Origin of the sequence: Isoptericola sp. NPDC058082, assembly GCF_042885055.1 — a bacterium.
Taxonomy (GTDB): domain Bacteria; phylum Actinomycetota; class Actinomycetes; order Actinomycetales; family Cellulomonadaceae; genus Isoptericola.
In genome coordinates this window covers 29,051-53,895 of the sequence record NZ_JBHVSQ010000022.1, presented here as the reverse complement: position 1 = coordinate 53,895, position 24,845 = coordinate 29,051, and the positions used below count along the sequence as shown (strand labels likewise).

The following is a 24,845-nucleotide window of genomic DNA, read 5'->3' as shown; positions in this document are numbered from 1 at the left end:
GGTGTTCCGGATTCTGCAGGGTGGTTTCGACCTTTGTGGGGTCTTGCGGCCCCCCCACGCGCTCTCGAACTACCTCGGCAGATTCGGGACTACCTCGCGGAGCGGCGGACGATCGCGAGGACGCCGGCGCGCGCGGGCTCGGGGAGCTCCGGCACGAGGACGACGAGCGACTCGAGCAGCAGCCGCTCGAGCTCGTCGCGCGCGATGCCGCTGCCGCCCAGCCACGCGGCGGTGACGTTCTCGACCAGGGCCACCCAGCCGCGGGCCAGGAGCTGGAGCCGGTTGCTGGGCGTGAATCCGATGACGCCGGCCGTGGTCGTCATGCGCTCGACGAGCGCGGTGCGTACGCGCTGCAGCGCGTCCTCGGTGGCGTCGTCGCCGGCGAGCGCGCCCCGCCAGATGTCCTCCCAGACGCGCCGGTGCGCGGTGACCGAGCCCAGGAACAGCGTCATCGCGTGCGCCGGACGGTCGGCGAGGGGACGATCGTCGGGTGCCAGCAGCGTCTGCTCCAGGTCGGACACCGCCTCGAGCGCGACCGTGCGGCGCAACGCCGTCGTGGACCCGAAGTAGTGGAAGACGAGCGCCTTGGACGCCCCTGCGCGGGCGGCGGCGGTCGCGGGCGTCAGCACGTCCAGCCCCGCCGCCTCCGCCTCGGCGACGGCCGCCTCGAGGAGCTGGCGGCGCCGGTCCGACGGCTCGTGGCGCGTGCGGGGGCGCGGGGCGGAAGAGGTCATGGCCACAGTTGTACGACGTTATTGACCGCCAGTCAACACCGGTCGTAGAGTTGTTGATCGCAAGTCAACAGTGTGTCGGGGGACGGGGAGCAGGGTGCAGATCACGCTGAGCGGGGTACGGGTCGAGGGGCGTCGGGACCCGATGCTGGAGGCCATGGACCTCGCCTGGTCGACGGGGGAGTGCCTGCTCGTCGCGGGCGAGCCCGGCCACGGGCACACCGCCCTCGCGCTCGTCGCGACCGGGAGGTTCGTGCCGTCGTCCGGCGCCGTGCGCCTCGACGGCGCCGCCGCGTCGCCGTCCGCGCTGCGTGCCCGCACCGCCGTCGTCGACGTGCCCGGCATCAGCGAGCCCGACGACGCGCTGTCCCTCGCCGACGTCGTGGCCGAGGGCCTGGCCCTCGCCGGACGCCGGTCGCTGCCGCGGGACGTGTCGCGGTGGCTCGAGGAGCGCGCCCTCACGGAGGACCGCGGGCGCCGGGTGGACCAGCTGCCCGGCGTCGTGCGCACCGCCGTGCTCGCGGCGCTCGCCACCGAGAACCCCGACGTCAGGTTCGTCGTGCTGACGCTGCCCGACCGGCACGGCGGCGAGCCGTCCGGCTGGTGGGAGACGGCGCGCACGCTCGCCGCGTCCGGGCTCGGCGTGCTCGTGCAGTGCACGCGGTCGTCCGCCCGCGACCTGGGCGTCGACCTGCCGCCCGCGCGCGGCGCCACGCTGCACGAGCCGCCGCGGGTCGTGCTGCGCGAGGTGCCGGGCGCGCCCGTCGAGGAGCCCGCCGCGACCGCCGTCCTCCCGGTGGCCGGACCGGACGCCGAGCCCGCCGTCGAGCCTGAGCCCGCCGTCGAGCCTGAGCCCGCCGTCGAGCCTGAGCCCGCCGTCGAGCCTGAGCCCGCCGTCGAGCCTGAGCCCGCCACGGAGCCCGAGCCCGCCGCCGAGGCCGAGGTCGAGGACGAGCTGGAGCCGTCCCCCGATCCCGACGCCCGCGCCGAGGAGGAGCTCGACGACCCGCTCGACGGTGCGCCCCCCGGGGACACCCCGATCCACGACACCCCGATCCACGACACCCCGATCCACGACACCCCGATCCACGACACCCCGATCCACGACACCCTGGCCGCGACGCCGGCCGACGACGCGCAGGAGGAGGCCCGATGACCGCGGTCCGGCTCGCTCTCTCAGAGCTCCGGCGGCTCGCCGCCGGGCGCCTGCCGAAGCTCGCCATCCTCGCGATGGCGCTGATCCCCACGCTGTACGCGGGCCTGTACCTGTTCGCCAACCACGACCCGTACGGGCAGCTCGACAACGTGCCGGCCGCCGTCGTCGTGCAGGACGAGGGCACCACGACGACCGACGCGGAGACGGGCGAGACGACCGAGCGCGACTTCGGCCGCGACGTGGCGGACCAGCTGCTGGAGGACGGCGGGTTCGGCTGGGTCGAGACGTCCCAGGCGGACGCCGAGGCGGGCGTGCGCTCCGGTCGCTACGACGCCGCGCTGATCATCGGCCCGACGTTCTCCGCGGACCTGGCGTCGGCGGGGGAGTTCGAGCCGCAGCAGGCGAGCCTCACGCTCATCACGAACGACGCGAACAACTACCTCGCGGGCACCATCTCGGACACGATCGTGGGCAAGGTGCGCGACTCCATCGCGGAGGAGGTCGGCACGGAGGCCGCGGACACGTTCCTGCGCGGATTCGCGTCGATCCACACGAACCTCGCCGACGCGGTGGACGGCGCGAAGAAGCTGCTCACCGGTGCGACGACGCTGGACGACGGGCTCGCGGACGCGGACGACGGCGCGCACACCCTCGCCGACGGCGCGGCGCAGGCGGCCGACGGTGCCGCCACCCTGGACGGCAAGGTCGGCACCCTGGCGTCGGCGGTGGGCCGGCTCGACGACGGCGCGGGGCAGCTCGCGTCCGGCCTCGGGACGCTGCAGGACAAGACGGCGGACCTGCCCGCCCAGACGAAGAAGCTCGCCGACGGCGCGGCGCAGGTCGCCGACGGCAACGCGCAGGTGGCGCAGTACGGGCAGGAGGCCGCCGACGCGGCGGGGCAGGTGCTGCCGACCCTCGACGGCGCGCGCTCCGACGCGGCGGACGCCCTCGACCAGGGCCGGGCGGACCTGGACCAGCAGCTCTCCGACCTCTGCGCCCAGGTGCCGGACGACGCCGGCGATCTCGCGGCGCAGTGCGCCGACCTGCGCACCCAGGCGCTCGACCGCCTCGACGCCACGCGCTCCGACGTCGACGGCGCCCTCGACGCCCAGCGCAAGGACGTCCGGTCGGCGGTGACGACGGTCGAGGGCGCGTCGGAGAAGCTCGACCAGCTCGCCGACGGCTCCCGGCAGGTGGCCGACGGCGCCGCCACGCTCGCGGGCGCGACGCCGCAGCTCACCGCCGGCATCGCGTCGGCGGCGGACGGCGCGGACCGGCTCGCCGACGGCACCGGGCAGCTCGCCGCCGCCACGCCCGCGCTCGTCGACGGCGTGCACCGGCTCGCGGACGGCACGGGCCAGGTCTCCGATGGCGCCGCGGAGCTCGCCTCCGGCACCACGAAGCTCGCGGACGGCTCCGGGGAGCTGAAGAGCGGCATCGCCGAGCTGCGCGACGGGCTCGCCGAGGGCCTCGGCCAGATCCCCGACCTGGACGACCAGACGCGCGACGACACGGCGTCGACCATCGGCAACCCCCTGGAGGTGCGCAACGACGCCCTGTCGTCGGCGGGCACCTACGGCGCCGGGCTCGCACCGTTCTTCCTGTCGCTGGCCACGTGGATCGGCGCGTACGTGCTGTTCCTGCTGGTGCGGCCGCTGTCCACGCGGGCGCTCGCCGCGGGCAGGTCGGGGCTCGCGACGGCGCTGGGCGGCTGGGCGACGCCCGCCGCGATCGGCGTCGTGCAGGTGGCGGCGATGTTCGCGGTGACGAAGTTCGCGCTGGACATCCAACCCTCCTACGGGCTGTTCACGGCGCTGTTCCTCGTGCTGGTGTCGGGCACGTTCGTCGCGATCCTCCAGGCACTGAACGTCTGGCTGGGCGCGGCGGGCCAGTTCCTGGGGCTGGTGCTGATGCTGGTGCAGCTCGTCACCGCGGGCGGCACGTTCCCCTGGCAGACCATCCCGCAGCCGCTCAAGGCGATGCACCAGTTCATGCCGATGACCTACGCCGTCGAGGGCCTGCGCCAGCTGCTCTACGGCGGCAACCTCGCCACCGTCACGCGCGACGTCATGGTGCTCCTCGGCGTGCTCGTCGTCGCGCTGGCCCTCACGACCCTCGCCGCCCGCAGGCAGCGCGTGTGGACCGTGACCAAGCTGCAGCCCGAGCTCGTCCTCTGACCTCCCCGCAGGCCCGCCGAACAGGCGGCCCGTTCGGCACGGGGGAGGATGGGCCCGTGGAGTTCCAGGACGTGGTGCGCAGACGGCGGATGGTGCGGCGGTTCACGGACGAGCCCGTGCCGTCCGAGACGGTGGACCGGCTGGTGCGCAACGCCGTGCGCGCCCCCAGCGCGGGGTTCTCGCAGGGCTGGTCGTTCATCGTCCTGACGGAGCCGGAGGACCGCGAGCGGTTCTGGACGGCGGCCACCCCGGCGGACTCCGAGCGCGACATGTCCACCTGGCTCGCGGGCATGCGCACCGCCCCGGTGCTCGTCGTCGCGCTGTGCTCGAAGGATGCGTACCTCGGCCGGTACGCCGAGGCGGACAAGGGCTGGACCGACCGCGACGACGCGCGCTGGCCGGTGCCGTACTGGCACGTCGACGCGGGCATGGCGTCGCTGCTCATGCTCCAGACGGCGGTCGACGAGGGCCTCGGGGCCTGCTTCTTCGGCGTCGGCGCGGGCGAGATGCCGGCGTTCCGCGAGGCGTTCGGCATCCCCGACGCGTGGGTCCAGACCGGCGTCGTCGCGGTGGGCCACCCGGCCGACCCGGGTGCGGGCGCGACCGCCAAGGGCTCCCCGACGCGCCGGCGCCGCAAGCCGCTGGAGGACGTCGTGCACCGCGGGCGGTGGTGACGGCCCGTCAGCCCGCCGCGGAGCGGATCGCCGCCGCGAGGCCGGCCACCGCCTCGCCGACCCGCGCGTCGGCGAGGTTGCCGTACCCGACGACGAGCGCCTCGGCGCCGGGGTCCGCGGCCGAGACGCGGTAGCGGCGCAGGTCGGTGACGCCGACGTCGCGCGCGGCGGCGGCGCGGACGACCGCGGCGGCGGGGACGCCGTCGGGCAGCCCGAGCACGACGTGCAGGCCCGCCGCGAGGCCGCTCACGGGCAGGCCGGGCAGCGCGGCGTCGAGCGCGGCGAGCAGGGCCGCCCGGCGGCGACGGAACCGGCCGCGCGCGGCCCGCAGGTGCCGCTCGTAGCCGCCGTCCGTGAGGAACCGGGCGAGCGCGAGCTGGTCGAGGGTCGACGGTGCGGGGCCGCCCGCGTCGCCGCCCAGCCGCTCCCGCCAGCGTGGCGGCAGCACCAGCCAGCCCAGGCCGAACGCCGGGGAGACCGTCTTGCTGAGCGACCCGAGCAGTGCGACGCGCCCCGGGTCGTGGCCCTGCAGCGCGGCGACGGGCCGGCGGTCGTAGCGGAACTCGGCGTCGTAGTCGTCCTCGACCACCAGGCCGTCGACGGCGCGCGCCCACGACACGAGCGCGTCGCGACGTTCGGGCGCGAGGGCCACCCCGGTGGGGAACTGGTGCGCCGGCGCGACCAGCGCGGCGCGGGCGCCGGTCCGCGCGGCGGCCGCGGCGAGCGCGTCGACGTCCACCCCGCGGTCGTCGACGGGTACCGGCACGGGGACCAGGCCGGCGCCGCGCGCGACGTCGCGCAGCCGGCCCCAGCTCGGGTCCTCGACCAGGACGGCGCGGTGCCCGGCGGCGCGCAGCGCGCGGGCGAGGCGGGTCATGCCGTCGGTGGCGCCGTGCGTCACCAGGACGTCGTCGGGTCCGGCGCAGGTGGAGCGGGCCCGCGCCAGGTACTCGACGACGGCGCCACGGGTGGCCGGGTGGCCGGCGGGGTGCGGGGCGCCGAGGTCGGCGTCGGGGGTGTCGGCCAGGGCGTCGCGCAGCGCCCGCAGCCAGGCCGCCCGGGGCACGTGCCGCAGGTCCGGGACGCCGGGCGCGAGGTCCAGGCGGGCACGGCGCACGGGGGCGGCGTCGGTCGACGTCGGGTGCGCCGTCGCGTGCTTCGGCGTGGCGTGCGCGGCCGCCCCGGCCGCGATCCGCGTGGCCGACCCGACGCGGGCCTCGCAGAACCCCTCCGCGACGAGCTGGCCGTACACCTCCGTCACGACCCACCGCGACACGCCCAGGGTCTCCGCCAGGGCGCGCGACGGCGGCAGCGCCGCCCCGCCCGGGACCCGGCCCGCGTGCACGGCGTCCCGCACGGCGCGCTCGAGGCGCGCGACCAGCGGGGCGTCGTCGTCCCCGAGGTCGAGCACGGTGTCCCACGCGAGCACAGGATTGGTCTGGGCCATTGCCATGGAATTGGACGGTACACCCGTGCCGATTCGTTCGTAGCGTCGTGGGTGTCGGCCGGCGGACGGTCCGCCGGCCCCCACGACCCACACCCTGACAGGAGCACCCATGCGCTACCGCACGATCGGCGACGGCACCACGTCCTTCGAGGTCAGCACGCTGTGCCTCGGCACCATGTGGTTCGGCACCCGGACGGACGAGGAGACGTCCTTCGCGATCCTCGACCGCTATGTGGAGGCCGGCGGCACCTTCCTCGACACCGCCAACAACTACAACGGCTGGGGCGGAGGGCACGGCCGCGACAGCGAGGACGTCCTCGGCCGCTGGCTCGCCGCCCGGGGGAACCGCGGCGAACTGCGGATCGCCACCAAGGTCGGCGCCGCGAAGAAGGACCCGAACCTGCCGCTGCAGAACGTCCCGCCGACCAACTTCCAGGGGCTGGGCGCCGAGACGATCGCCTGGGAGGCCCGCGAGAGCCTGCGGCACCTCGGCGTCGACCACATCGACGCGTACTACGGGCACGTCGACGACTACGACACCCCGCTCGCGGAGACGGTGGGCGCGTTCGGCAAGCTCCAGGCGGAGGGGCTCGTCGGGATCGCCGGCATCTCCAACGTCGCGCTGCACCGTGTCGTCGAGGCGCGCGAGGAGGCCGGTCGCCAGGGCGTCGCGCCCTACGGTCTGGTGCAGCAGCAGCTCACCTACCCGTACCCGCGGCCCGACGTCGGCCGGCACAACTGGGCGTCGTACGAGCTGCTGGACTACGCGGGCGCGGCGTCGGCGACCGAGCACCCGCTGGCGGTCGTCGCGTACTCGCCGCTGATGCAGGGCGCGCTGGTGCGCGACGACAAGCCCCTGTGGGACGGCTTCGACCACCCGACCACGCACGAGCGGCTGCGGGTGCTGCGCGAGGTCGCGGACGAGATCGGCGCCACCCCGAACCAGGTGGTGCTCGCCTGGCTCCTGGGCGGGGACGTGCCCGTCGTGCCGGTCGTCGGCGCGAGCAGCGTCGCGCAGCTCGACGAGCTGCTCGGCGCGGCCGAGCTCGACCTCGACGACGACGTGCGCGCCCGTCTCGACGCGGTGTGACCGGCGTGGCCCTGCCCGGTCACTCCAGCCACTCGGTGACGAACCGGTCGTTGGCGTGCACGTGCAGGGCCTCGTACACCTCGGGGCCGATCACCGTGAACTTGTGCGGCGTCCCGGCGGGGGCGACGAGGATCTGGCCGCCCACGGCGACCACCTCGTCGTCCCCCACCCGGAACAGCGCCCGCCCGGAGCGCAGGATGAACGTCTCCGTGTACGGGTGGCGGTGCAGGCGCGGGCCGACGCCGTCGCGGTCGAACCGCTCGAACATCACCGACACGGTGGACCCGTGCAGGTAACCCTCGAAGTCGGTGCCCGGCAGCGTGGACTGCTCGATCAGCTCGATGCTCGACTCGGTGCTCATGCCGGATGGACCGCGCCCGGGCGCGGAACTGAGCGGGGGTCCCACCACCCCGCGATCAGGGCTGCCCGCAGGTCGGGTGCACGCCTACGCGTCGTCGCCGGCGACGGCGAGCTCGTCGGAGCGGACGACGGCGCCTTCGCTCCCGGTGATCTCGACGGTCACCACGGCGCCGTCAGGGACGTCGTCGGGCACCGCGACCTGCATCTGGAGGTCGCCGGAGTCCGTGGCGACCACCTCGTCGGCAACCTCCGGCGCAGGGAGTGCCTCGCCGTCGACGAACACCTGTGCCGCCGTGATGCGCATCGGCTGCGTCGGCTCCCCGGAGCCGGTGTCGTCGCAGCCGACCACCATAGCTGTGCCCTGGAGCGTCACCACCTCGCCCGGAGCGGCCGCCTGCTGGGACCACGACAGCTCGGGTGGAGCGCAGGAGGCCGACGCCGCGGGATCGGCACCCGCGCAACCGGCCGTCGCGGCCAGGACGACTGCACCGATCGCGACCGTGGCCAGTGAGCTCCAGCGCCTCATACGCGGTCATCCTGCCACCGGCAGAGCCCGCGGACCGGAGGCCGCGCACGCTCACGCTCAGCACGACTTCTCGGGTACGGATCCCGGGCCGCACAGCGGCGGCTCGGGTGCCGGCACGCCATGCGCCACCGCGACCTCCTGAGCGGGGTCAGCAACCCGCCAACGGCTGCCCCCGACAGCCCGGTATCGAGGTCCGCCGGCGCGCGGTGGCTTCAGTCGACGTCTGTCGGGACCATCAGCGCAGCACCCATGAAGGCAGCCATCGCTGCCCATCCGACGAGCGCTCCGGTGAGAGCGGCTCGCACCATCCTCGAGCCCTCCGCGGCGGTGGGACGCCCGGCTCCGAGGCGTGCGAGCGCGAGCACGACCGCGCCCACGATCGGTGCCCAGGGGCCGAGGACCGCCACGCTCACCGACGCGGTCATGACCCCCAGAGCCGCCATGACGACGAGGGTGGCCTCCTCGCGCTCAAGGCCGGTGTCGCGGACGACGTCTCCCTGGAGCCTCATGCGCAGATCATGGCTCCCGGCACCGCCGGTGCACCCGATGCCGAAGGGTGAAACTCGCGTCGCACACCGAACCGGCACAACCCCCGCCGGCCTCGGACTGACCGTCGGCGCCCGCCACACGACCGGGCACGCGCACGGTGCGGTCGACGCCCTTGACCCTGACACTGACGTCAGGTCCTAGCGTCCGGCGCATGGAGATCAAGAATCAGACCGCCCTGGTCACCGGGGCCAACCGGGGGATCGGCCGGCACTTCGTGACAGAGCTGCTGCGGCGCGGAGCGGCGAAGGTCTACGCCGCGGCCAGGAACCCCGCGTCCGTCGACGTCCCGGGCGCGACGCCGCTCCGACTGGACGTGACGGACGACGACTCGGTGGCCGCGGCCGCCGCCCTGGCGCAGGACGTCACGGTCCTTGTCAACAATGCGGGCGTGGCGGCGCTGACCCCGTTCGTCGGCGGGGACCTCGAGGGCGCCCGCCGGGAGATGGAGGTCAACTACTGGGGCACGCTGCGGATGGTGCGCGCGTTCGCGCCGATCCTCGGCAGGAACGGTGGCGGCGGGATCCTCGACGTGCTGTCCCAGAGCTCGTTCCGGGCGTTCGGGTTCGCCGACACCTACGGGGCGGCGAAGGCCGCCGCGTGGCAGCTGACCAACGGTGTGCGGCTCGAGCTGGCCGGCCAGGGCACGCAGGTCACCGGGCTGGCCATGGCCCTCGTGGACACGGACATGTCGGACTGGGCCAGGGAGCAGGACGACTGGGCGCTCGCCGAGCCGCGCGACATCGTGCGCCAGGCGCTCGACGGCTTCGAGGCGGGTGCCTTCGAGGTGCTCGGTGACGAGATGACCCGCGAGTGGAGGTCCCGGCTCGGGGAGCCGGCCGAGGCGCTGTACCCGCAGGCGGCCACGGCGCCGGCAGGTCCCCGCTGATCGGCGGTCGGCCGGAATCCGCGCACGGGTCACGTCGTTGGCGCCGGTGTGCTGAGAATCGGTGAGGTGGCGGAACGTGCCGGCGTGAGCGTGCGCGCCCTGCGCTACTACGAGGAGCAGGGGCTGCTGGCGACCGTGCGGACCTCCGCGGGGCACCGGCTCTTCGACGAGACGGCCGTCGACCGGGTCCGGTTCTTCCAGCAGCTCTACGCCGCGGGCCTGACCAGCGGCAACATCGCCCAGCTGCTGCCGTGCGTCGACTCGGGGCACACCGACCACGAGCAGCGCGCGATGCTGCGGGAGCAGCGCGAGCGCCTCCGGGAGCGGCTGGACGACCTGACCGCGGCGATCGCCCGCCTCGACACCGTGATCGCCGCGACCGACACGCACCCCTGAGCCCTCCGGGAGGACGCCAGGGAGGACGCCAGGGAGGGCGTCAGGGGAGGGGCAGGTCGAGCCCGTGCCGCAGCCGGTCGCGGACGGCGCGGGGCAGCTCGCCCCAGTCGTCGATCGTGTCGAGGTCGACGGCGGTGCCCGGGCGGCGCACGACGACCGGCCGCAGCCCCGCGCGCCCCGCCTCGGCGACGTGCGCCGCCCGCGACGCCTCGCCGAACCGGAACCGGAACGGTGCCGCCGCGGGCAGCACCAGCAGGTTGGTCCCCGCCAGGTGCCGGTCGGTGGCGACGACGGCGGCGTCACCACGCCGTGCGTCGTCGGGAGCCGGCGCGCCCGCGGCGAGCAGGGCCGCGACGTCGTCGGTCGTGAGCAGCGGCAGGTCGGCGTGCGCGACGAGCAGCCGGTCCGCGCGGCGCTCGAGCGCCGCCTCCCGCCCGACGTCGAGAGCCGCGTTCAGGCCCGGCCGGTCCGGCGGCTGCGGGACCACCTCGACGGCCGGGCCGCCGCCGTGGAGGAGCCGGTCCAGGGTCTCGACGACGAACGGCACGTCGGCGGTGACGACGAGCACGCCGTCGACGCCGTCCGCCGCCAGCAGGACGGCGACGACGTGCCGGGCCAGCGCCGCGACGAGCCGGCGTCGCGCGGCCGGGTCGAGCGAGGACGCCAGCCGTGACTTGCCCGAGACGCCGTCGCGCAGCGGCACCGGCGCGATCGTGCGGACGGGGCCGGCGCCGTCCGGTGCGCTCATCCGAGGGCGAGCAGGTCGCGGGCGAGGCGCTCGCGGCCGGCGGCGCCGCCCATGATCGTGTCGGTGACGAGCACCTCGACCCCCAGCTCGCGGATCGGGCCGGCGAGGTCGGCGTCGGCGTCGTCCACGACCATGACGTCCACCAGGTCGGCGTACAGCCGGGCCACGCCCAGCGCGGACACCTCGTGCCCCAGCGTCTCCAGGATCTGCGCGGCGGGGCCCTTGATCGCCTGCCCGCCGACGATCGGGCTCACGGCCACGCGGCGCGCGGGCGAGGCCAGGACGGCGTCGCGCACCCCGGGCACGGCCAGCACCGGCTCCACCGACAGGAACGGGTTGGACGGCGCGACGACGAGCAGGTCCGCACCCGCGACCGCGTCGAGCACGCCGGGCGCGGGCCGCGCGGCGGTGACGCCGTCGAGCTCGATGCCCAGCACCGCGTCGGCGTGCTGCCGGCGCACGAAGTACTCCTGGAACGCGACCCGCCCGGACGGCGTGTCCACGAGGGTGCGCAGCCGGTCGTCGGTCACCGGCAGCAGCCGCGCCCGCACGCCCAGCGCCGCAGCGAGCCGCGCCGTCACCGCGTGCAGCGGCCGCCCCTCGCGCAGCGCGGCCGTGCGCACGACGTGCGTCGCGAGGTCACGGTCGCCCAGCGTGAACCACGTGTCCTCGCCGAGCCGGGCGAGCTGGTCGAGCGTCGTGTACGTCTCGTCGGTCAGCCCCCAGCCGCGGGTCTCGTCGTTGAGGCCGGCGAGCGTGTACATGACCGTGTCGAGGTCGGGGGAGACGAGCAGCCCGTGCCGCTCGGTGTCGTCGCCGACGTTCACGACGACGGTCAGGCCGCCGTCCGGCGTCGGGGCGCCGTCGTCGGGCAGGGCCAGGGCGAGGCCGTGCGCCAGGCGGGCGCCGCCGACCCCGCCGGCGAGAAGGGTGACGCGTGTGCTCACCCGACGAGCCTACGGTCCTCGCCGACGGTCGTGGACGTGCAGGATGGGGGCATGGCCGTCTTCGCTTTCTCCGTCGCCCCGCTCGGCGCGGGCGAGTCCGTGGCGGACGCCGTCGCCGCCGCCGTCCGCATCGTCCGTGAGTCCGGGCTCCCCACCCGGACGACCGCGATGTTCACCGAGATCGAGGGGGACTGGGACGAGGTGATGCCGGTGATCCAGCGCGCCACGGAGGCCGTCGGGGCGGGCGGGCATCGGGTGTCGCTGGTGCTCAAGGCGGACATCCGGCCCGGGTACACCGGGCAGCTGGACGCGAAGGTCGCCCGGGTCGAGGAGCGGCTCGCCGACGACGGCGGCGCAGGTCACGCCTAGCCCGCCGACCGCCGACCGGCCTCGCCACGGGCGACCTGGCGCGCCGACGCGCGCCTGAGAGCCCGCTGTGGTACACGCCACGTCGCGGGGGCCTTAGGCTTGCCCCGGGATCCGGCCGCCGGGGTCGGTTCCGATCCAGGAGTGGTGTGCAATGCCCCTGTTCGAGGTCGATGCCCAGAGGCCCCTCCTCGTCCAGTCCGACCGGTCGCCCGCGGCAAGCTCCCAGGGCGTCGGGACCACCGCCCACCGGGTGGTGGACAGTCACATCGACGGTCTGCTCGGCGAGCAGATCTTCCCGGTGAGCCCGGGCGTGGGCCCGGACGAGCCGCACCTGCTCGCCCTCGACGCGACCGGCTCGCCCGTCGTCGTCGAGCTCGTCGCCGACCTCGACCGCACCGCCCTCACCCGCGCGCTCGACCACGCCGGAGCCGCCGGCCGGCTGACGCGCGGCGCCCTGGCCGAGCGGTACCACGGCGGGCCGGCGGCGTTCCACCGGGACGTGGCGGCGTTCTACGACAGCGTGCCCATCACCCGCTCGCAGCCGGGGCGCAGCAGCGCCCGGCTCATCGTCATCTGTCAGGAGGCGAGCGAGGAGATCCTCAACGCCGTCGACTTCCTGCGCCAGCCCACGATGCCCGTCGAGGTGCTGAAGATGGGCGTGGTGCACAGCGCGGACGGGCGCCGCTTCGTGGACGTGTCGCCGCTGGTGATCCACCCCGCGTCCGCGCCGTCGGCCCCGAGCCTGTCCGCGCCCGCCGCCCCGGCGGCGTCGAGGGACACCGTCGCCACGCCCGACGACGACGCCTCCGCGCGGACGGACGAGGCGTCCGCCCGCGTCGACCCCGAGACCTTCGCCGAGGGGGTGGCCGTCGGGCTCGCGCTGGGCGGGAAGATGCCCGCCACGGTCCAGGCACCCCGGGACAAGGTGGAGTCGGCCCCGCCGTCGCGGACCCGCCGCCGGGCCGCGCGCCCGCGGTCGGCCGAGGAGGGCCCGTCCGAGGCGGCCCTCCCGCGAGGCCCGCTGCCCGTGCCGGCGGCCCCCGCGCCGGCCCCGCACGCCCCCGTCCCCCCGCCGCCGGGCCCGGTGCCTGCGCCGGGCCGCGGACCCGGCCTCGACGACGACCTCGACATCACCCGCGAGCGGCCGCCGCTCCCCGGCGGCGCCCCGCGTCGCCGCTCGCGCTCGGACCGCTTCACGTCGCGACCGGAGCTCGACGGGTCGGTGTCGGACTACGGGCGCCAGGACTTCGGCGGTCAGGACCTCGGCGGTCAGGGCCTCGGTCGTGAGGACTTCGGCGGTCAGGACTTCGGCCGTCAGGGCTTCGGTCGTGAGGACCTCGGTCGTGAGGACCTCGGGCGCCGGGACTTCGGTCAGGCGTTCGCGGAGGTGGCGGCACCCGCGTTCGACCTGCCGGTGCCGGAGCCGCGCTGGTCCGGCGTCGAGGACGACCTCCCCCGCCTGCAGGTGCCGCCGCTCGAGCCGCCGCGCCTGCGCACGCCGCCGTCCGACCCGTTGGAGCCGGGCTGGACGCCCGCGCCGCACGACCACGGCTACGACCCGCTGACGTCGCCCGTCCCGCCCCCGCCGGAGCCGCTCGCGGCGCCCGGGCCGTGGGCGCCGCCGCCCGCCGCGGGCGACGACGAGGTGGACCACGACCTCGTCGCGCTGGCCGGCACGCTGGTGCACCCGACGACGATCGTGTGGTCGCGTCCGCGCCGCCGGCAGTACTTCGAGGCCGTGCTGCACCGGGACGGCGCCATCCAGCTCGCCGACGGTTCCCGCTACTGGCACCCGGACCACGCGGCGTCCGCGGCCTCGGGCTCGCCCACCGCCGACGGGTGGAGCGTGTGGCGCCTCGGCGCCGAGGGCCCGACGCTCCTGGACGCCTTCCGGCACCGTTTCGCCTGAGCCCGGAGGCGGCTCACCGCACCGCGGGGGGTCAGGGCAGGACGACGATCTTGCCCGTCTGCTCGCCGGCCGCGAGGCGGGCCAGGCCCTCGCCGACGCGCGCGAGCGGCACGACGGAGTCGATGACGGGCCGCACGCCGGTGCGGGCGACGAACCGCACGAGGGCGGCCAGGTCGTCCCGGGAGCCCATCGTCACGCCCTGCACGCGGATCTCGTTGAAGAAGACGCGGGTGAGCTCGGCGGGCGGGGCGTCGCCGGACGTCGCGCCGCAGACGACGATCGTGCCGCCCGGCCGCACGGAGCGCACGGAGTGCGCCCAGGTGGCCTGGCCGACGGACTCGATCACCGCGTCGACGCGGGCCGGCACGCGGGCGCCCGACTCGACGGCGTGCGCGGCGCCCAGCTCCAGGGCGCGCTCCCGACGCTCCGCGGAGCGCGAGGTCACCGTCACCTCCAGGCCGGCCGCGGCGCCGAGCACGATCGCCGCGGAGGCGACGCCGCCGCCCGCGCCCTGCACCAGCACCCGGTCGCCGGGGGCGAGGCCGGCCGCGCCGAACAGCATCCGGTAGGCGGTGAGCCAGGCCGTGGGGAGGCACGCGGCGTCCTCGAACGACAGGTCGTCGGGGAGGGGCACCAGGTTGTGGATCGGCACCGCGACGTACTCCGCCAGCGTGCCGGGGTAGTGCTCCGACAGCAGCGTGCGGCGCTCGGTCGGCCCGACGCCGTGCCCGTCGGCGCCGATCACGCCGTGCAGGAGCACCGGCGAGCCGTCCGCGGCGGTGCCCGCGGCGTCGGTGCCGAGGATCATCGGGAGCTGCTCGGCCCGCAGGCCCACCCCGCGCAGGGACCACAGGTCGTGGTGGTTGAGCGTGGCGGCACGCACACGCACCGTGGTCCAGTTCTCCCGCGGCTCGGGTTCGGGCCGCTCGCCCACCTCCAGGCCGTCGAGGGGGGAGTCGGGCGAGAACCGGGCGACGGTGGCGGCGAGCATACGCACCAACCTACTGGTGGTCGCCGGTGGTGGGCGGACCTGGAGGCCGGAACGGGCGATGCCCTAGGTTGTCCGCCATGCCGATCGATGGGCCCACCGGTGGGGTCGAGGAAGAGCTGGCCGCGGCGCGCGCCGCCGTCGTCGAGCACGCGCAGCAGTCGGCGCGTCGCCAGGTCGCGGGCCGGGAGCTCGCCGTGTCGGAGGGGGCCCTGGCGGAGGCGCGGGCCTCGCTCGCCGACGAGGCGGCCGACGTCGCGCGGCTGGAGTCCCTGAGCCTCGTGCGCGTGTGGGCGGCGCTGCGTGGCGACCGCGCGCGACGGCTCGACGCCGAGCGTGCCGACCAGCAGGCGGCCGAGTACGTCGCCGCGACGGCGCAGGCACGGCGGGACGCCGCGGAGCGCGAGGTGCGCGTCGTCGACGCCGGTCTGGCCGCCCTCGGCGACGTGCAGGCCCGGTGGCACGCCGCGCTCGCGGCGAAGGAGGCGTGGGTGCGCGGTGCCGGCGGCCCGGGAGCGGCCGAGCTGGCCGCGGTGGCCGAGCAGGTGGGCGGATGGCGCGCCCAGCAGCTCGAGATCCGTCAGGCCCAGGTGGCCGCCGAGAGGGCCGCGCGGGCGCTGGCCGCGGCGGCGGACGAGCTGCGCGACGCCGACGGCTGGTCCACCTACGACACGTTCTTCGACGGCGGCATGCTCGCGAGCATGGTCAAGCACGACAAGATGGACCGCGCCGCGGGCCTGCTGCGCGAGGCGGACGCGGCGCTGCGCCACCTCACCGTCGAGCTGGGCGACCTCGGCGAGCAGGGCGTCGGCGGGGTCGGCGTCGACGGCCTCACCCGCACGCTCGACGTCTGGTTCGACAACATCTTCACCGACTGGTCGGTGCGGAACCGGATCGCCGAGGCCCGCGACCGCGTCGCGGGCGCGGGCCGGGCCGTCCACGGGGTGCGGCAGCGTCTCGCCGAGCGGGGCGCCGCGGCCGACGCCGAGCTCGCGGCGCTCGCCGCCCGGCGGGAGAGCCTGCTCGTCGGATGACCGGAGAGGCCGCCGGGCCGCGTCGTCAGGGGGTGCCGACGTCGAACATCCAGGTGATGCCGTACCGGTCGGTCACCTGGCCGTAGAAGTCGCCCCACGGCGCCTTGTCGAACGGCATCGCGTCGGTGCCGCCCTCGGCCAGCTTCGCGTACGAGCTCGCGACGTAGTCGTAGTCCTCCGGCCCGCCGGTCAGCGCGACCGTGACGCCGCTGGTGGGCGCCACGTACGGCATCATCGAGCCGGTGTCGGCGGCCATGAGGGTGAGGCCGGACGGCGTCTCGAGCTGGCCGTGCATCACGAGGTCCTTGTCGGCGTCCTCGATCGGCATGCCGGAGTCCGCCGGCATGTCGCCGAACCGGCTGACGTCGAGCTCGCCGCCGAGCACGGACCGGTAGAACTCCAAGGCCTCGGCGGCCTGGTTCCTGAAGCTGAGATACGGGTTGAGCCGGACCATGGGGCGCCTCCAGCAGCGCTGCGGTGTGGCTGGCCGCGCGGGTCGGCGGCCACGTCCACGCTAGGCGCGGCCGCCGACGCACGCGCGGCCACCGGCGTCCGGTCCCTCAGAGCATGTCCAACGGCACGGGCCCGTCCGGGGGCGGGAAGGCGGCGTCGAGCTCGGCGAGGTCCTCGGCGCCCAGGCGCAGGTCGCGCGCCGCGGCGTTCTCGCGCACGTGCGCGGCGGACCCGGACCGCGGGATCGCGACGACGCCCTCGCCCGCCAGCACCCACGCGAGCGCGACCTGCGCCGGGGTGGCGCCGTGCCGCCGGGCGACCTTCCGCAGCGCGGGGTTCCCGAGGATGCGCCCCTGCTCCACCGGCGAGTAGGCCATGGTCACCACGCCGCGCTCCCGGAGGAACGGGAGCAGGTCGTGCTCCGGCCCGCGACGGGAGAGGTTGTAGAGCACCTGGTCGGTCTGGCACGTGCTGCTCAGCCCGCCGGCGACGCCGTCGAGCTCGCGCAGGTCGTCGACGTCGAGGTTGCTGACGCCCCAGCCGAGCACGTCGCCCGCCCGGACCAGCGCATCGAGCGCGGCCGCCGTCTCGGCCAGGGGTACCCCGCCGCGCCAGTGCAGCAGGTAGAGGTCGAGCCGGTCGGTGCCGAGCCGCCGCAGGCTGGCCCGGCACGCCTCCACGGCGCCGCGCGCGTCCGCGTTCCACGGATAGACCTTGCTGACCAGCACGACGTCGTCGCGACGCCCGGCGACGGCCTCGCCCACCAGCTCCTCGGCCGCCCCCTCGCCGTACATCTCGGCGGTGTCGATCAGGGTGAGCCCCAGGTCGAGGCCGGTGCGCAGCGCGGCCAGCTCGTCGGCACGGCGGGACGGCGTCTCGCCGAGGTACCAGGTGCCCTGGCCCAGCGCCGGCACGGTGCGTCCGTCGGGCAGGGTGACGGTGTCGCTCATGCCTCGATCATGCCGCGCCCCGGGCGCCGCCGGTCAGCCGGCCTCGCTCTCGTCGATGTTCGCGCCGGCCAGGAAGTCGGCGACGATGGGCCCGAGCTGGTCGAACTCGATGAGGAAGCCGTCGTGCCCGAAGTCGGACGTGACGATCCTCAGCGGCTCCGCCCCGGGCAGCCACGCCGCGATGCGGCTCGCCTGCTCCGGCGGGAACAGGCGGTCCGAGTCCACCGCCACGACCAGCGCTCGCGACGTGATCTGCGACAGCGCCGACTCGACGCCGCCGCGGTCGCGCCCCAGGTCGTGGCTCAGCATCGACTCGGTGAGCACCAGGTAGGAGTTGGCGTCGAACCGGCGCGCGAGCTTGTCGCCGTGGTGGTCGAGGTACGACTGCACGGCGTAGCGCCCGTCCTCGAGCGGGTCCTCTCCGCCCTGCGGCAGCCGCCCGAACCGCACGTCGAGCTCGGCCGCCGTGCGGTAGGTGGTGTGCGCGATCTGCCGGGCGATGGCGAGCCCGGTGTCCGGCCCGTCCCCGTCGGCGGCGTCGTAGTAGTCGCCGCCACGCCAGCGGGGGTCGGCCCGGATCGCGCCGAGCTGCGGGTGCGCCCACGCGATCTGGTCGCCCGACGTCTGCGCCGTCGTCGCGATGGCGGCGACGCCCTCCACCGCGATCCCGGCCTCGGGGCCGAGCAGCGCCCACTCCAGCACCCGCAGCCCGCCCATCGACGCCCCGACGACCAGCGACCAGCGCTCGACGCCGAGCTGGCGGGCCAGCTCGATCTCCGCGGCGACCTGGTCGCGCGTCGTGATGCGGGGGAAGCGCCCGCCCCACGGCCGGCCGTCGGGGGCCGTGGACGCCGGGCCGGTGGTGCCCTGGCAGCCGCCCAGCACGTTGGGCGCGACGACGAACCAGCGGTCGGTGTCGATGGGCGCACCGGGGCCGATCATGTCGGCCCACCAGCCGGCGGTGGGCTGGCCGGGTCCGGCGCCGCCGGTGACGTGCGCGTCGCCGGTGAGCGCGTGCAGCACGAGGACGGCGTTGGAGCCGTCGGCGTCCAGCTCGCCCCACGTCTCGTACGCCACCCGCACGTCGGGCAGCACGCCGCCCGCCTCGAGCTCGACCGCCCCGACGTCGGCGAACTTCCTCCCCGCCACCGGGTCGCCCTCGCGCCACGCGCCGGTGGCGGGCACCGGCGGCTTGACCTGCGCCCGCGAGTCGGTCGCCGGGCGGGACGTCATCGGGCGGACGGTCGGAGCGGTGCCGGAGCGGCGCCCGCCCACCGACGGCACGGTGGCGGCGACGCCGCCGCCGCACCGCGCCGACGGGCCGGGCACCGCCGTCACGCGGCGGCCTCGTCGTCGGACGTCGCGCCGTCGGTCGCGCCCGTGACGACGTCCGCCGCCGCGGCGAAGCCGAGCTCGAGGTCGGCGAGGATGTCCTGGACCCCCTCGAGGCCGACGGCGAGCCGCACCAGGGCCGGCGTCACGCCGGACTGCGCCTGCGCCTCCGGGGTGAGCTGCGAGTGGGTGGTCGACGCGGGGTGGATGACCAGCGAGCGCACGTCGCCGATGTTCGCCACGTGCGAGTGCAGCTGCAGCGCCGAGACGAAGGCGCGGCCGGCGGCGTTGGCCAGCTCCGGGTCGGCGACGTCGAGCTCGAACGCCACGACCGCGCCGGCGCCCTTCGGGGCGTACCGCCGCGCGTTGTCGTGCCACGGCGACGACGGCAGCCCGGCGTAGTGCACGAGGCGCACGTCGGCGCGCTCCTCGAGCCACTCGGCCACGTGCTGCGCGTTGGACACGTGCCGCTCCACCCGCAGCGACAGGGTCTCGAGGCCCTGGGCGAGCAGGAAGGCGTTGAACGGGGCCACGGCGGGGCCGAGGTCGCGCAGCAGCTGGACGCGCGCCTTGAGCACGAAGGCGAGGTTGGCGCCGAGCGCGGATCCCACGCCGAGGTCGCGGGCGTAGACGAGGCCGTGGTAGCTCTCGTCGGGCTGGTTGAAGCCGGGGAAGCGCTCGGGCTGCGCGGCGTAGTCGAAGGTGCCGCCGTCGACGATGACGCCGCCGATGGCCGCGCCGTGGCCGCCGAGGTACTTCGTGGCCGAGTGCACGACGACGTCGGCGCCGTGCTCGATCGGGCGCACCAGGTACGGGGTGGCGATCGTGTTGTCCACGATGAGCGGCACGCCCACCTCGTGGGCGACGGTCGAGACGGCGGCGATGTCCAGCACGTCCGCCCGGGGGTTGGGGATCGTCTCGGCGAAGAACGCCTTGGTGGTCGGCCGGGCCGCCGCGCGCCACGACTCGGGGTCGTGCGGGTCGTCGACGAACGTGGTCTCGATGCCCAGCTTCGGCAGCGTGTGGCGCAGCAGGTTGTAGGTGCCGCCGTACAGGCTCGGGCTGGCGACGAGGTGGTCGCCGGCCTGCGCGACGTTGAGGATCGCGAGCGTCTCGGCGGCCTGCCCGGACGCGACGAGCAGCGCGCCGACGCCGCCCTCGAGGTCGGCGACGCGCGCCTCGACGGCCTCCTGCGTGGGGTTGCCGATGCGGGTGTAGATGGGGCCGAGGTCGGCGAGCGCGAAGCGGTCGGCGGCGACGTCGGCGCTGGGGAACTTGAACGACGTGGTCTGGTAGATCGGCAGCGCGCGGGCCCCGGTGACGGGGTCGGGGGTCTGGCCGGCGTGGATCTGGCGGGTCTCGAAGGTCCAGCTGGAGGTCATGACGTGCTCCTGGGTGGCTCGGGTCGGGCGCTGTTCGGGCTCGGTCGGCGGTGATCGGGCCGCGGCGGGAACCAGGAGGCCTGCGCGTCTGGGGCGGGCCGCGGCGGTCGGCTGCGCACGCGGAGCGGATGGCTGGGTCGACGAGCGGCCGCAGGCAGGCGAACGTGCGCGGTGGTCAGCGGCACATTCGGCGGGTCATGCGGACGACCGTAGCCCGGCGGCGTAGCGCGCGACACCCGTGTCTCGCTATTCGGGACCAGAATATGGACGGCGTGTCGGCTTGCCAGACGCGTCGCGACCCTCCTCTCGGGTGGCGGTCCCGGTCGCCCGGGGCGAGTCTGGGCGAGGTTGCCCGGAGAACATCTGCCGGTCAGCGCGTCCCGAGGGAGGTGCAGGACATGCCGCGCACCCGTCGTGCCGCCAGGGTCACGTCGTGGGTCGCCGTCGCGCTTCTCGGCGGAGCGCCCGTCGTCACCGGGGGCGTCGCGTGGGCGGAGCCGCCGTCCGACGACGACGTCGCGGCCGCGCACGCCGCGGCGGACGCCGCCGCGCTCGACGTCGCCGGGGCGCAGTCGCGGCTGGACGCGATCCGGGCCGAGCTCGGGCGTGCCGAGGCCGCCGTCCAGACCGCCGCCGAGGACTACGCGGAGGCCCGCGAGGCGCTCGCCGACGCGAAGCGCGAGACCGCCCAGGCGCGCGAGCGGGCGAACCGCGCCCAGCGGGCCGAGGACGCCGCCCGGGGCACGCTCGCCGAGGCGTACCGCACCACGGCGCGCGCGAACGAGAACGGCCTGGGGCCGCTCGACGTCGTCGCCGGGGCGCGCGACGTCGGCGACGTGGTGTCGGGCGAGGCCGCGCAGCGCGCGGTGGACCGGAAGGTCGCGGGCGCGCTGGCTCTGCAGGCGGACGTGCGGTCCGCCGCGCGCAACGCGGACGCCCGCTGGCAGGCCGCCCGCGCCGCGCAGCAGGACGCGAGCGCCGCGGCCGAGGCGGCCTTCGCCACTGCGCGGCGCACGGCCGCCGACCTCACCGCCCGCACCGCCGCCGCCGAGGACGAGCGCGACCGCCTGTTCGCGCGCCTCGCCGACCTGCGCAGCACCAGTGTCGAGCTCGAGCGGCAGCGCGAGGCCGACCGGCAGGAGCGGGCCGCCGCCGCGAGCGAGGCCGCCGCGCGGGAACGGGCCGAGGACGCCGCGTCCTCGGGCGGTTCGTCGGGCACGTCCGAGACGACCGCGGACCGGGCGGACGCCCCCGGCGCGCAGGCCGACCCGGAGCCCGAGCGACCGCGGTCGGGCGGCACGGACGACGGTGCGCGGGCCGACGACGAGCGGCAGGCCGAGCCCGCCCCGCAGCCGACGCGCACCCGCGAGCCCGCCCCGGACCCGGCGCCGCGGCCCGACCCGAAGCCCGACCCGCCGCCGGTCAGCGGCGTCGGCCAGGGCAGCGCCGCGCAGGGCCGCGAGGCGCTCGCGTGGGCACGCTCGAAGATCGGGACGCCGTACCAGTGGGGCGGCGACGGCGACCCGGGCTACGACTGCTCGGGGCTGACCTCGGGGGCGTGGAACGCCGCGGGCGTGTGGATCACGCGCACGTCGCGGTCGCAGTACCTCACCGTCGGCAAGGTCTCCTACGACCGCATGCGCCCGGGCGACCTCATCTTCTACGCCAACGACACGTCCGACCCGTCGACCATCCGGCACGTGGCGATCTACGCCGGCGGCGGGATGATGGTCGAGGCCCCGCGCCCCGGCATCGACGTCCGGGAGACCCCCGTCCGCTGGGACGAGGTCATGCCGTACGCCGGCCGCCCGTAGCACCGCGGTCACGGCGCTCCGGCGTGACCGTCGCTCCGCAGATTTCACCCGCTGTCACCCGTTTCCCCCAGGACGACCGCCGCTATCGTCCAGCCAGTCCTCAGAGAGCGGGAGCGTGCGTGAGCGGGAAGCGCGGCCGGGCCGGGTCGGTCCTCATGACGGTGCTGGCGGCGTTCGGCCTGGTCGCAGGGGGTCTTGTGCCGCCCGCGACCGCCGACCCCGGGGGCAGCGAGATGACGGTCACCGTCGCGAGCGCGCAGTGGTGGCAGGGCCAACGGGTGCCGCTCGAGGCGACGGTGACCCACGACGGCGTCCCCCTGGAGAACGCTCCGCTGGCGGTGTTCGTCGACGGGCGGTTCCAGGCCCCCACCGTCCGGCCGCCGACAGGCACGGGGACGCTCTACTTCGTGTCGGGCCTCGTGCCGCCGGGGCGCCACGTCGTCGAGGTGCGGCACATGGACTACGACGCCCCCGACTACGGGGAGCCAGGTTCCTGCAGCTGCTTCTCCTCCGCCTCGGTCGAGGTCGAGGTGCTCGACCCCGGCACGATGCTGACGCCGGCCTCGTGGTTCTACGGCGACCGCACGACGCTTCACGTCGCGCTGCCGGGGCCGTCCGATGCCTGGTCCGGGACGATCGAGACGTTCGGCGGCCTGGAGAGCGCCCCGATCGTGGACGGGGCGGCCGACCTCCCGCTCGGCGGGAGGGCGGTGCAGCCAGGCTCGATGATCTGGCTCTATCAGCGGTCCGACACCGGCAGGCTGCTCTCGACCTGGGCGCTCCCTGTGGACGTCCGCACCAGGACCACGACCCTCGAGGCCACGCTGCCGGGCACGGTGCGACAGGGTGCGGTGGTGACCGTCCCTGTCCGCGTGAGCTCCCCCGACGGAGGGAAGCCGCAGGGCACGGTGGCGGTGGAGTACACCCGGAGCGGCACGGCCGTGCAGGTCGCGCGCGCGACGCTCACGGACGGCCGCGCGGCGGTGAAGGTGGCCGTGGACAGGATCCCGACGGGGACGCGCACGCTCACCGTGCGCTACACGCAGAGCGACGACCAGGCGCCGTTCAGCTTCGCCGGGTCCGTGCACACCCGCTCCGTGACCGTCCTGCCCCGCCGGGCGACACAGGTCACCACGTCGACGGGCGACTCCTGGACCTACGCGAAGTCCCGGAAGGTGACGGTGCGCGTCGCGGCCGCCGGCGCCGACCCGGACGGCCGGGTCGAGCTGTGGGCGGGCAGGACCAAGGTCGCGTCCGCGCGCGTCGTCGACGGCCGGGGCACCCTCGCCGTCGGGGCGACGAGGGTGGAGCCGGGGCGTCGGAGCCTCACCGCGACGTTCGTGCCGGCCGTCGCCACCGACGCCCCGTCGAAGCGGTCGTGGACCCAGCAGGTCCGGAAGGCGCCCGCGACCGTCCGCCTGACGATGGACCGGACGCGGTTCCGCGCGGGTCGGCCGCTCGGCGGGGCCGTGCACGCGACGGTTCGCGTCTCCGTCGCGGGCCTCGCGGAGACCGGGGCCCTGTGCCTGCAGACCCGCCAGCCCGGACGGCCGTGGTCGGAGTGCTGGATCCCGGGCAGCGGGCCGCTGCGCTCCTCGCACCACGGCGTGAAGCGGACCAAGGTGCCCTCCGCGGCGCTGGTCCGGTTCCACGGCCCCGAGCGGGGAAAGATGTACGTGCGGGTCACGTACACCTCCCGCGACCCCGACCTCGTGGCGGGGGCGTCGCGGACGGTGACGACCGTCTGGCGTTGACCCTCGACGGCGCGGCGGGCTACGGCCGGACCAGCACCTTGGTGGCGCGGCGCTCGTCCATCGCGGCGTACGCCTCGGCGACGTCGGCGAGCGGCAGCTCCAGGTCGAAGACCTTGCCGGGCACGATCGCGCCGGACAGGACCTCGGGGAGCAGCGTCTCCATGTAGCGGCGGGCGGACGCCATGCCGCCGCCGATGGTGACGTTGCGGTCGAACAGGCGCCGCACGCTCAGCTCCGGGCCGCCGTTGGGGACGCCGACGAAGCCGACCCGGCCGCCGCCGCGCACGACGTCGAGCGCGGTGTCCATCGACTGCTTGGTGCCGACGCACTCGAGCGCGGCGTCGGCGAGGTCCCCGCCGAGCAGGTCGCGCACGGCGGCGAGGCCCTCCTCGCCGCGCTCGGCGACGACGTCCGTGGCGCCGAACTCGCGGGCGAGGGCCGCCCGGTCGTCGTGGCGGCTCATCGCGATCACGCGCTCCGCCCCCAGGAGGCGGGCGCCGATCACGCCGGAGAGCCCGACGGCGCCGTCGCCGACCACGACGACGGTGTCGCCCGCGGAGACGCCCGCGGAGAACGCCGCGTGGTACCCGGTCGACATCACGTCGGCGAGGGTGAGCAGGTGCGGCACGAGACCCGCGGCCTCGAGCTCGGCCTCCGGCCGCCCCACGGGGAACAGGGAGTGCTGCGCGAGCGGGATGCGCACGCGCTCGCCCTGGGCGCCGTCGACCGGGTTCCCCCAGCGATCGGTGGAGCCGAACCCGGTGACGACGTCGCAGGCCGCGGGGTAGCCGGCCCGGCAGGACTGGCACTCGCCGCAGCTCATGGTGAACGGCAGGACCACGAAGTCGCCGACCTGCGCCGACGTGACGTCGGAGCCCAGCTCCTCGACCACGCCCACCAGCTCGTGACCGATGGGTCGCGGCCTCTTCACGGTCGTGACGCCGCGGTAGGGCCACAGGTCGGAGCCGCACACGCAGGCGGCGACGACGCGGACCACCGCGTCGCCGGGAGTGAGGATCTTCGGGTCCGGGCGGTCCTCGACGCGGACGTCGCGGGGCCCGTGGATGACGGCTGCACGCATGGGTTCACGGTAGACGTCCCCCGCGCGGTCCGGGGGACGACGAAAGAAGGGGGAAAAAAAAAGAGGGGGGGGGGGCTATTGCGGGGGGATGT

General features: G+C 75.8%; 24 protein-coding genes. 11 read left to right on the top strand and 13 right to left on the bottom strand.

Annotated elements, in window-relative coordinates; all coding sequences use genetic code 11:
* Positions 1-89: 89 nt before the first annotated feature.
* Positions 90-734: a TetR family transcriptional regulator gene (locus ACFVS0_RS20135; RefSeq protein ID WP_430564812.1), complete on the bottom strand. Its 645-nt coding sequence runs from the start codon at positions 732-734 to the stop codon at positions 90-92.
* A gap of 94 nt (positions 735-828) precedes the next feature.
* Here ACFVS0_RS20135 and ACFVS0_RS20130 point away from each other — a divergent pair, with 94 nt between their 5' ends.
* The 3 genes from ACFVS0_RS20130 to ACFVS0_RS20120 are packed head-to-tail and all read left to right on the top strand — an operon-like array spanning position 829 to position 4,738.
* Positions 829-1,887 carry a hypothetical protein gene (locus ACFVS0_RS20130; protein WP_430588955.1) on the top strand — a complete coding sequence of 353 codons (1,059 nt, stop codon included), beginning with the start codon at positions 829-831 and terminating at the stop codon, positions 1,885-1,887.
* On the top strand, positions 1,884-4,064 hold the full coding sequence (locus tag ACFVS0_RS20125; RefSeq protein ID WP_430588954.1) for a YhgE/Pip family protein: 2,181 nt from the start codon (positions 1,884-1,886) through the stop codon (positions 4,062-4,064). Before ACFVS0_RS20130 ends, ACFVS0_RS20125 begins: the two co-directional genes overlap by 4 nt.
* Before the next feature lie 56 nt (positions 4,065-4,120).
* The gene (locus ACFVS0_RS20120) at positions 4,121-4,738 is read left to right on the top strand and encodes a nitroreductase family protein (protein WP_430588953.1); all 618 of its coding nucleotides are present in this window, start codon (positions 4,121-4,123) and stop codon (positions 4,736-4,738) included.
* Positions 4,739-4,745: 7 nt separating this feature from the next.
* Here ACFVS0_RS20120 and ACFVS0_RS20115 read toward each other — a convergent pair whose 3' ends face one another.
* Positions 4,746-6,191, bottom strand: a complete 1,446-nt coding sequence (locus ACFVS0_RS20115; RefSeq protein WP_430588952.1) for a PLP-dependent aminotransferase family protein — start codon at positions 6,189-6,191, stop codon at positions 4,746-4,748.
* Positions 6,192-6,294: 103 nt separating this feature from the next.
* On the opposite strand from ACFVS0_RS20115, the gene ACFVS0_RS20110 reads away from it, so the two are divergent.
* On the top strand, positions 6,295-7,275 hold the full coding sequence (locus ACFVS0_RS20110; protein ID WP_430564807.1) for an aldo/keto reductase: 981 nt from the start codon (positions 6,295-6,297) through the stop codon (positions 7,273-7,275).
* A 19-nt stretch (positions 7,276-7,294) separates the two neighbouring features.
* On the opposite strand, the gene ACFVS0_RS20105 is transcribed toward ACFVS0_RS20110, so the two are convergent.
* The 3 genes from ACFVS0_RS20105 to ACFVS0_RS20095 all read right to left on the bottom strand — a co-directional run bounded on the left by ACFVS0_RS20105 (position 7,295) and on the right by ACFVS0_RS20095 (position 8,670).
* Positions 7,295-7,636, bottom strand: a complete 342-nt coding sequence (locus tag ACFVS0_RS20105) for a cupin domain-containing protein (protein ID WP_430548565.1) — start codon at positions 7,634-7,636, stop codon at positions 7,295-7,297.
* Positions 7,637-7,720: 84 nt separating this feature from the next.
* Positions 7,721-8,161 carry a hypothetical protein gene (locus tag ACFVS0_RS20100; protein WP_430564806.1) on the bottom strand — a complete coding sequence of 147 codons (441 nt, stop codon included), beginning with the start codon at positions 8,159-8,161 and terminating at the stop codon, positions 7,721-7,723.
* Positions 8,162-8,373: 212 nt separating this feature from the next.
* Positions 8,374-8,670, bottom strand: coding sequence for a hypothetical protein (locus ACFVS0_RS20095; RefSeq protein WP_430588951.1), 297 nt, complete (start codon positions 8,668-8,670; stop codon positions 8,374-8,376).
* Positions 8,671-8,861: 191 nt separating this feature from the next.
* Here ACFVS0_RS20095 and ACFVS0_RS20090 point away from each other — a divergent pair, with 191 nt between their 5' ends.
* Both ACFVS0_RS20090 and ACFVS0_RS20085 read left to right on the top strand, forming a co-directional pair.
* Complete coding sequence (locus ACFVS0_RS20090) at positions 8,862-9,596, top strand: SDR family oxidoreductase (RefSeq protein ID WP_430588950.1); 735 nt, start codon at positions 8,862-8,864, stop codon at positions 9,594-9,596.
* 48 nt (positions 9,597-9,644) lie between these two features.
* Positions 9,645-9,992: a MerR family transcriptional regulator gene (locus tag ACFVS0_RS20085; protein WP_430588949.1), complete on the top strand. Its 348-nt coding sequence runs from the start codon at positions 9,645-9,647 to the stop codon at positions 9,990-9,992.
* Between the two features lie 40 nt (positions 9,993-10,032).
* On the opposite strand, the gene cofC is transcribed toward ACFVS0_RS20085, so the two are convergent.
* Complete coding sequence (gene cofC, locus ACFVS0_RS20080) at positions 10,033-10,740, bottom strand: 2-phospho-L-lactate guanylyltransferase (RefSeq protein WP_430588948.1); 708 nt, start codon at positions 10,738-10,740, stop codon at positions 10,033-10,035.
* A complete protein-coding gene (gene cofD / locus ACFVS0_RS20075; protein ID WP_430548571.1) occupies positions 10,737-11,687 on the bottom strand; it encodes a 2-phospho-L-lactate transferase in 951 nt (316 codons plus the stop codon). The genes cofC and cofD overlap by 4 nt, the downstream gene beginning before the upstream one ends.
* 51 nt (positions 11,688-11,738) lie before the next feature.
* Here cofD and ACFVS0_RS20070 point away from each other — a divergent pair, with 51 nt between their 5' ends.
* Together ACFVS0_RS20070 and ACFVS0_RS20065 are read left to right on the top strand one after the other, a co-directional pair.
* Positions 11,739-12,056: an MTH1187 family thiamine-binding protein gene (locus ACFVS0_RS20070; RefSeq protein WP_430548572.1), complete on the top strand. Its 318-nt coding sequence runs from the start codon at positions 11,739-11,741 to the stop codon at positions 12,054-12,056.
* Between the two features lie 250 nt (positions 12,057-12,306).
* On the top strand, positions 12,307-13,965 hold the full coding sequence (locus tag ACFVS0_RS20065) for a hypothetical protein (protein ID WP_430588947.1): 1,659 nt from the start codon (positions 12,307-12,309) through the stop codon (positions 13,963-13,965).
* Positions 13,966-13,996: 31 nt separating this feature from the next.
* On the opposite strand, the gene ACFVS0_RS20060 is transcribed toward ACFVS0_RS20065, so the two are convergent.
* Entirely contained in the window at positions 13,997-14,956 is a 960-nt protein-coding gene (locus ACFVS0_RS20060) for a zinc-binding dehydrogenase (protein WP_430548574.1), read from the bottom strand.
* 77 nt (positions 14,957-15,033) lie between these two features.
* On the opposite strand from ACFVS0_RS20060, the gene ACFVS0_RS20055 reads away from it, so the two are divergent.
* Positions 15,034-15,987 carry a hypothetical protein gene (locus ACFVS0_RS20055; RefSeq protein WP_430588946.1) on the top strand — a complete coding sequence of 318 codons (954 nt, stop codon included), beginning with the start codon at positions 15,034-15,036 and terminating at the stop codon, positions 15,985-15,987.
* A 25-nt stretch (positions 15,988-16,012) separates the two neighbouring features.
* On the opposite strand, the gene ACFVS0_RS20050 is transcribed toward ACFVS0_RS20055, so the two are convergent.
* The 4 genes from ACFVS0_RS20050 to ACFVS0_RS20035 all read right to left on the bottom strand — a co-directional run bounded on the left by ACFVS0_RS20050 (position 16,013) and on the right by ACFVS0_RS20035 (position 20,179).
* Positions 16,013-16,441 carry a VOC family protein gene (locus ACFVS0_RS20050; protein ID WP_430588945.1) on the bottom strand — a complete coding sequence of 143 codons (429 nt, stop codon included), beginning with the start codon at positions 16,439-16,441 and terminating at the stop codon, positions 16,013-16,015.
* 106 nt (positions 16,442-16,547) lie between these two features.
* Positions 16,548-17,390: an aldo/keto reductase gene (locus tag ACFVS0_RS20045; protein ID WP_430588944.1), complete on the bottom strand. Its 843-nt coding sequence runs from the start codon at positions 17,388-17,390 to the stop codon at positions 16,548-16,550.
* A 33-nt stretch (positions 17,391-17,423) separates the two neighbouring features.
* Positions 17,424-18,623, bottom strand: a complete 1,200-nt coding sequence (locus ACFVS0_RS20040; RefSeq protein ID WP_430564814.1) for a homoserine O-acetyltransferase — start codon at positions 18,621-18,623, stop codon at positions 17,424-17,426.
* Positions 18,624-18,724: 101 nt separating this feature from the next.
* Positions 18,725-20,179, bottom strand: coding sequence for a bifunctional o-acetylhomoserine/o-acetylserine sulfhydrylase (locus ACFVS0_RS20035; RefSeq protein WP_430588957.1), 1,455 nt, complete (start codon positions 20,177-20,179; stop codon positions 18,725-18,727).
* A gap of 323 nt (positions 20,180-20,502) precedes the next feature.
* Between ACFVS0_RS20035 and ACFVS0_RS20030 the strand changes: the two genes are divergently transcribed.
* Both ACFVS0_RS20030 and ACFVS0_RS20025 read left to right on the top strand, forming a co-directional pair.
* Positions 20,503-21,918, top strand: a complete 1,416-nt coding sequence (locus ACFVS0_RS20030; RefSeq protein ID WP_430588943.1) for an NlpC/P60 family protein — start codon at positions 20,503-20,505, stop codon at positions 21,916-21,918.
* Between the two features lie 119 nt (positions 21,919-22,037).
* Positions 22,038-23,672 (top strand): hypothetical protein, encoded by a 1,635-nt coding sequence (locus tag ACFVS0_RS20025; RefSeq protein ID WP_430588942.1) that lies wholly within the window; start codon positions 22,038-22,040, stop codon positions 23,670-23,672.
* Between the two features lie 19 nt (positions 23,673-23,691).
* On the opposite strand, the gene ACFVS0_RS20020 is transcribed toward ACFVS0_RS20025, so the two are convergent.
* A complete protein-coding gene (locus ACFVS0_RS20020) occupies positions 23,692-24,753 on the bottom strand; it encodes a zinc-binding dehydrogenase (RefSeq protein WP_430564792.1) in 1,062 nt (353 codons plus the stop codon).
* Positions 24,754-24,845: the final 92 nt, after the last annotated feature.

Coding starts and splice junctions, on each gene's coding strand:
- ACFVS0_RS20135 (WP_430564812.1), bottom strand. CDS start 734: ATGACCTCTTCCGCCCCGCGCCCCCGCACGCGCCACGAGCCGTCGGAC.
- ACFVS0_RS20125 (WP_430588954.1), top strand. CDS start 1,884: ATGACCGCGGTCCGGCTCGCTCTCTCAGAGCTCCGGCGGCTCGCCGCC.
- ACFVS0_RS20115 (WP_430588952.1), bottom strand. CDS start 6,191: ATGGCAATGGCCCAGACCAATCCTGTGCTCGCGTGGGACACCGTGCTC.
- ACFVS0_RS20110 (WP_430564807.1), top strand. CDS start 6,295: ATGCGCTACCGCACGATCGGCGACGGCACCACGTCCTTCGAGGTCAGC.
- ACFVS0_RS20105 (WP_430548565.1), bottom strand. CDS start 7,636: ATGAGCACCGAGTCGAGCATCGAGCTGATCGAGCAGTCCACGCTGCCG.
- ACFVS0_RS20100 (WP_430564806.1), bottom strand. CDS start 8,161: ATGAGGCGCTGGAGCTCACTGGCCACGGTCGCGATCGGTGCAGTCGTC.
- ACFVS0_RS20095 (WP_430588951.1), bottom strand. CDS start 8,670: ATGAGGCTCCAGGGAGACGTCGTCCGCGACACCGGCCTTGAGCGCGAG.
- ACFVS0_RS20090 (WP_430588950.1), top strand. CDS start 8,862: ATGGAGATCAAGAATCAGACCGCCCTGGTCACCGGGGCCAACCGGGGG.
- cofC (WP_430588948.1), bottom strand. CDS start 10,740: ATGAGCGCACCGGACGGCGCCGGCCCCGTCCGCACGATCGCGCCGGTG.
- ACFVS0_RS20070 (WP_430548572.1), top strand. CDS start 11,739: ATGGCCGTCTTCGCTTTCTCCGTCGCCCCGCTCGGCGCGGGCGAGTCC.
- ACFVS0_RS20060 (WP_430548574.1), bottom strand. CDS start 14,956: ATGCTCGCCGCCACCGTCGCCCGGTTCTCGCCCGACTCCCCCCTCGAC.
- ACFVS0_RS20055 (WP_430588946.1), top strand. CDS start 15,034: ATGCCGATCGATGGGCCCACCGGTGGGGTCGAGGAAGAGCTGGCCGCG.
- ACFVS0_RS20050 (WP_430588945.1), bottom strand. CDS start 16,441: ATGGTCCGGCTCAACCCGTATCTCAGCTTCAGGAACCAGGCCGCCGAG.
- ACFVS0_RS20045 (WP_430588944.1), bottom strand. CDS start 17,390: ATGAGCGACACCGTCACCCTGCCCGACGGACGCACCGTGCCGGCGCTG.
- ACFVS0_RS20040 (WP_430564814.1), bottom strand. CDS start 18,623: ATGACGTCCCGCCCGGCGACCGACTCGCGGGCGCAGGTCAAGCCGCCG.
- ACFVS0_RS20030 (WP_430588943.1), top strand. CDS start 20,503: ATGCCGCGCACCCGTCGTGCCGCCAGGGTCACGTCGTGGGTCGCCGTC.
- ACFVS0_RS20020 (WP_430564792.1), bottom strand. CDS start 24,753: ATGCGTGCAGCCGTCATCCACGGGCCCCGCGACGTCCGCGTCGAGGAC.